4 protein-coding genes and 1 pseudogene are annotated in these 5721 nt (G+C 38.2%); 3 read left to right on the top strand and 2 right to left on the bottom strand.

Annotated elements, in window-relative coordinates; genetic code table 11:
* Nucleotides 1-356: 356 nt before the first annotated feature.
* Nucleotides 357-815 carry an RNA methyltransferase gene (locus VIH09_RS07005; protein ID WP_331579278.1) on the bottom strand — a complete coding sequence of 153 codons (459 nt, stop codon included), beginning with the start codon at nt 813-815 and terminating at the stop codon, nt 357-359.
* A gap of 312 nt (nt 816-1127) precedes the next feature.
* Between VIH09_RS07005 and asnS the strand changes: the two genes are divergently transcribed.
* Both asnS and rpoN read left to right on the top strand, forming a co-directional pair.
* Nucleotides 1128-2564, top strand: coding sequence for an asparagine--tRNA ligase (gene asnS / locus VIH09_RS07000; protein WP_331579276.1), 1437 nt, complete (start codon nt 1128-1130; stop codon nt 2562-2564).
* A gap of 82 nt (nt 2565-2646) precedes the next feature.
* Nucleotides 2647-4113 (top strand): RNA polymerase factor sigma-54, encoded by a 1467-nt coding sequence (rpoN, locus tag VIH09_RS06995; RefSeq protein WP_331579273.1) that lies wholly within the window; start codon nt 2647-2649, stop codon nt 4111-4113.
* 101 nt (nt 4114-4214) lie between these two features.
* Here rpoN and VIH09_RS06990 read toward each other — a convergent pair whose 3' ends face one another.
* On the bottom strand, nt 4215-4802 hold the full coding sequence (locus VIH09_RS06990; RefSeq protein ID WP_331579271.1) for a thymidine kinase: 588 nt from the start codon (nt 4800-4802) through the stop codon (nt 4215-4217).
* 238 nt (nt 4803-5040) lie between these two features.
* Between VIH09_RS06990 and VIH09_RS06985 the strand changes: the two are divergent.
* Nucleotides 5041-5721, top strand: a pseudogene (locus tag VIH09_RS06985) (hypothetical protein); the annotation flags it as partial.

Genomic DNA, 5721 nt, shown 5'->3' with positions numbered 1-5721 from the left:
AGCCAACAAACAGGAATTCATAGAACCCAAAATTGATGTTTTGAGCAATCTGAACGAACAGGAGGAGGAACATTTAAAAAAATAAATACCTACTCTTTTAAAAAATACAATTTATAAAATTTCCCGTCTTTTAGGCGGGATTTTTTTTGCCTAGAAGGAGAAGCTTTTGTGGTTTATTTTTAAAAATGTAAATTTGGAATAACGGCAGAACAAGTCACTAATACTAAATAAAGCAAGGATAATTTGTTTTGTTTTGCCCCGAAGATGGAGTCCAGTCACCATTAAAAAAAAACGGGGCGAAATCGAAAAGCCTAATGAGTAGAAGATAAAATACAAAATCAATAATAGGATTTGTTTTATGAACGAGGTTTATTAAGACCTCTATCGTAAAGAACAATACTTCCTGCAACGGAAACGTTTAAGCTTTTTTCGGACTTGAATTTTACTAAATAATGACATTTTTCGATGGCTTTTTTTGAAAGACCATTGTCTTCAGCGCCTAATAAATAAACACAACGCCTTGGATGTTCAAATACTTCTAAATCAGTTGCACTATCGTCCAGTTCCACTCCTACTAAACGGGCTCCTTTTGGTAAGTTTTTATAGAAATCTTCAAAAGTTTCGTAATGAAAATAAGGTATTGATTTTACAGCATTGTGCGTGTCGCAAGCTTGTTTAGCGTAGCGGTTTCCAATTGTAAAAATATAGCTAGCTCCCAAGTTTTGAGCTGTGCGCCACAAAACTCCTAAGTTCTCAGGTGTTTTACCATTTTGTATCCCTATACCGAAATACTCAGTTATAAAATTATCATTCATCCTGCAAAAATACAAACTGTTATTAGGTTTGTCAAATTTTTAATTTGTTTTAAAAACGTGTCATTCCTTTATGTGACAGCAGATAGGTAGCGATTGGAACGATATTTACTTCTATATAAAATTTGAAATTCCACTTCTGCCTAGCCCCGATAGTAGCGGCATCCTTTTACTTTTTCCTTTAAAAAGTAAAAGATAAAGCGAATAGCGGGAAATAGCTCCTGAATACATTATTACAACAATGACTTTTAAAAGAAATCGATTATATTTGTAGCTCGATTGAAAGACAATTTTTAATATCAATTATATAATTAAATGAAACATACAAAAGTTAAAGACTTACTAAACAGTACAACGACGCTTCATGAAGTAAATGCAAAAGGTTGGGTGAGAACTTTTAGAAACAATCAATTTATCGCTTTAAATGATGGTTCAACCATCAACAATATACAATGTGTTGTCGATTTTGAGAACACCCCCGATGAAACTTTGAAGAGAATAACCACTGGCGCTGCCATTTCTGTAACAGGAACTTTGGTAGAGAGCAAAGGTGCCGGTCAGAAATTTGAGATTCAAGTCAATAAACTGGAAATACTAGGAGACTCTGACGCAGAGAAATTCCCGATACAACCAAAGAACAAACCAAGCTTGGATTTCTTGCGTGAAAATGCGCATTTACGTGTTCGTACGAATATGTTTGGGGCAATTATGCGTGTGCGTTCGGTTTTATCGTTTGCCGTTCATAGCTATTTTCAAGAAAAAGGATTTGTGTATGTAAACACTCCTATCATAACTGGATCAGATGCTGAAGGTGCCGGTGAAATGTTTAAAGTTACGGCTTTGCCTTTTGACGGAACTCCAAGAACCGAAGACGGAAAAGTAAATTACAAGGAAGATTTCTTTGGAAAAGAGACTAATCTAACGGTTTCGGGACAGTTGGAAGGAGAAACTTTTGCAATGGCTTTAGGCCAGATTTATACTTTTGGGCCTACGTTTAGAGCAGAGAACTCAAATACTTCTCGTCACCTTGCAGAATTTTGGATGATTGAGCCAGAGGTTGCTTTTAATGACTTGAATGACAACATGGATCTTGCTGAGGATTTTATTCAGTACGTGATTAAATATATTTTGGACAAATGTCCCGAAGATTTGAAATTCCTGGAAGGAAGACTATTAGACGAAGAGAAGTCAAAACCACAGGCGGAAAGAAGCGAAATGGCTTTGCTGGACAAATTAAATTTTGTTTTGGAAAACAATTTCAAACGAGTTTCCTACACGGAAGCTATCGACATTTTGAGAGAATGTACGCCAAATAAAAAGAAAAAATTCAACTATATCATTAACGAATGGGGAGCTGATTTACAATCAGAGCATGAGCGTTACTTGGTGGAAAAACACTTTAAATGTCCGGTAATCTTGTTTGATTACCCGGCAAACATCAAAGCATTTTACATGCGTTTGAACGAAGACGGAAAAACAGTTCGCGCGATGGACATCCTTTTCCCTGGAATTGGAGAAATCGTTGGAGGTTCACAAAGAGAAGAACGTTTTGACGTTTTGGTCGAAAAAATGAAAGCATTGGGAATCGACGAAGAAGAATTATGGTGGTACCTTGATACAAGAAGATTTGGTTCAGCGGTGCACTCTGGTTTTGGTCTTGGATTTGAAAGATTAGTACTATTTGTAACCGGAATGACTAACATACGTGATGTAATTCCTTTTCCAAGAACGCCGATGAATGCGGAATTTTAAAAATTTGTTTCAGGTTTAAAGTTTAACGTTGTTGAAAGTTCACAACCTTAAACTTTTAACCTTAAACTTTTAAACAATAAAAATGCTAAAGCAATTCTTAAATTTAAAGTTATCACAGAAATTATCTCCTCAACAAATCCAGTTGATGAAGTTAATTCAATTGCCTACGCAAGCTTTCGAGCAACGTTTAGTGGAAGAAATGAATGAAAACCCTGCTCTTGAAGCAGGTAAAGAGGAAGACGATTACGAAAAAGATGAATTCGAAAACGAAGATTACGACGATTATGACGATTCTGAATCGGACAGAATCGAATCAGAAGATATCAATATTGATGAGTATTTAAACAATGACGATACTCCCGACTATAAAACACAGGCGAACAATTATAGCGATGACGATGAGGAACGCGAATCACCGTTAGCGGCGCCTGTCAGTTTTCATCAAGATTTGATCAACCAGCTGAATACTTTCATCCTGAATGACGACGAACGTGACATTGCCGAATTCCTCGTTGGAAGCATCGACGACATGGGATATATCAGGCGAAGCATCCCGGACATTGTTGACGACATGGCGTTTACCCAAGGGATTTATACTGATGAGGCGACTGTAGAGAGAATGCTTCATGTAATCCATGAGCTGGAACCTTCTGGAGTTGGCGCAAGAGACCTACAGGAATGCCTACTGTTGCAGTTGAAACATAAAACGCCAACAGAATACGTGGAACTGGCCACCGATATTATCGAAAACCAATTTGACGCCTTTACAAAAAAACATTACGACAAGTTAATCCAGAAATATAACATTTCCAATGAGCAGCTAAAAAAAGCGATTCATGAAATAGAAAGACTCAACCCAAAACCGGGCGGAGCCTTTACCGGAAACAATAAGATAACCGAGAATGTGGTTCCCGATTTTGCCATCAGAATCGTAGATGGCGAACTTGAACTGACCTTAAACGGACGGAACGCCCCATCGCTGCACGTTTCCAAAGATTATCAGGAAATGATGCAGACGTACAAGGTATCCAAGGACAAGTCAGGCGCGCAGAAAGATGCCGTTCAGTTTATCAAACAAAAACTGGACTCGGCGAAATGGTTCATCGACGCCATTAGACAGCGTCAGGAAACCCTTTTTGTGACTATGAATGCGATCATGCACTATCAGGAAGAATATTTCTTGGACGGCGATGAGACCAAATTGAAGCCGATGATCCTAAAAGACATTGCCGACTTAGTAGGTCTGGACATCTCGACGATATCGCGTGTGGCGAACAGCAAATATGTTGAAACGCCTTACGGAACCAAACTGATCAAAGAATTTTTCTCGGAAGCCATGAAAAATGACCAGGGCGAGGATGTTTCGACACTTGAAATCAAAAAAATATTGCAAAATATAATTGAAGAAGAGGACAAGAAAAAGCCGCTTCCCGACGATCAATTGGCAGAATTGCTAAAAGAAAAAGGTTACCCTATTGCCCGAAGAACCATTGCGAAGTACAGGGAGCAACTGGATATTCCTGTGGCAAGAATGCGAAAAAAGATTTAACATTTTTTTTATTTAAGATCGTTGTTAACTAAAAAGACCCGACCCGGTTTTAAAACAGGTCGGGTCTTTTGCTATATCTGAAAGTACATTCTATTTATAAATTACTCCTGATCCTTTTTCATTGCGTGATAATACGCAGCACGACTTAGTGGTTCATATTCTTCAGTTTCACCTAACATGACCAGTTTGTCATTGTCCGTTTTACGGAAACTGTAATTCGCGAGATTCCCCGTGCGGGTACACACGGCATGCACTTTGGTAACATATTCGGCCGTAGCCATTAATCCGGGCATAGGACCAAAAGGGTTTCCCTTGAAATCCATATCCAATCCCGCTACAATAACGCGAATTCCCTGATTGGCAAGATCATTGCAAATTTTGACGATTTCGTCATCAAAAAATTGCGCTTCGTCAATCCCTACAACATCACAGCCTTGAGCCAAAATGGCGATATTTGCAGCTGCAGGAACCGCTGTAGAGCGAATCTCGTTTGCATCGTGCGACACGACCATATCGTCATGATAACGAGTGTCAATGGCAGGTTTGAAGATTTCGACTTTTTGTTTGGCGAATTGCGCTCTTTTCAAACGCCGTATCAATTCTTCGGTTTTACCCGAAAACATGGAACCGCAAATAACTTCGATCCAACCAAATTGTTCTTTATGATTTACTGTATTTTCGAGAAACATTTCGTATTTTTCTAACTTAAAAAATGAATAGTTTTTATTACTTTGTAGTGTAATAAACCCGCTTAAGATTTTATACTTTTACGTTGTCTCAAATGTAGAAAAATTTTATCAATTCGGGAATCCGTGAACGCTTATTTAAATAATTAAATATGCCGTATAAAAGGCCTCATTTCTTAGTCAACATACAATTATATAAAGATACAAATACACACGCCATACATACTATAATTCAAACGTTATGAAAAAAAGATTGGAAGCCGACTTAATCAGCATTGCCCATAGAATATTAAAACTAAAGAATAAATCTGACATCAATCAATTGTATTTGGAAACTCAAAAATTATATGAGAAACTCTCCGTTTTACGATTTATAGAGGAACATTATGGCAACCTCAAACCCACTATAGGCCATGCTGAAATGGAGAAAGAAATCGAGAATTTTTATGACAAGAGCGCTGAATTGCCAGTGGAGACTGTTATCGAAATGACTGAAAGTATTCCTGAAGCTTCAGAAGAAAAAGATTCGCAAGAGAATACAGCCCCAGCTGAAAATGCGGAAGTTGAAAACATAGAGGAAGAAAAAACAGAAGCTGCCCTCCCGGAAGAAAGTGCCAAGGTTGAAAAAACAGAATCGTCTGAATTTTCGATGGAAGAAATAGAGGAAGATACAGAAGAAGAAACAGCTGTTGTTGAAGCATTTGAAGCAGATATACAGGAGCTTCAGGATGAACCTGCAACAATTTCGGAAGAAAACGAGCTCCATGAAGAAGTAGAAAAAGAAGAAGACCGTAACGAAAACACATCTGCTGCCGAAACGGTGGATGATATAAAACCTGAAGAAGAAACGCCTCCCGCGTTCAAGGCCGCTTTTGAACTCACGGAAGACACCGAAGGGGAAATTCCGAAAAAGGCGGAAACG

This window comes from Flavobacterium sp. (genome assembly GCF_036515215.1).
In the GTDB taxonomy this organism is placed as follows: Bacteria; Bacteroidota; Bacteroidia; order Flavobacteriales; family Flavobacteriaceae; genus Flavobacterium.
This window is presented reverse-complemented; position numbering and strand designations above follow the sequence as displayed.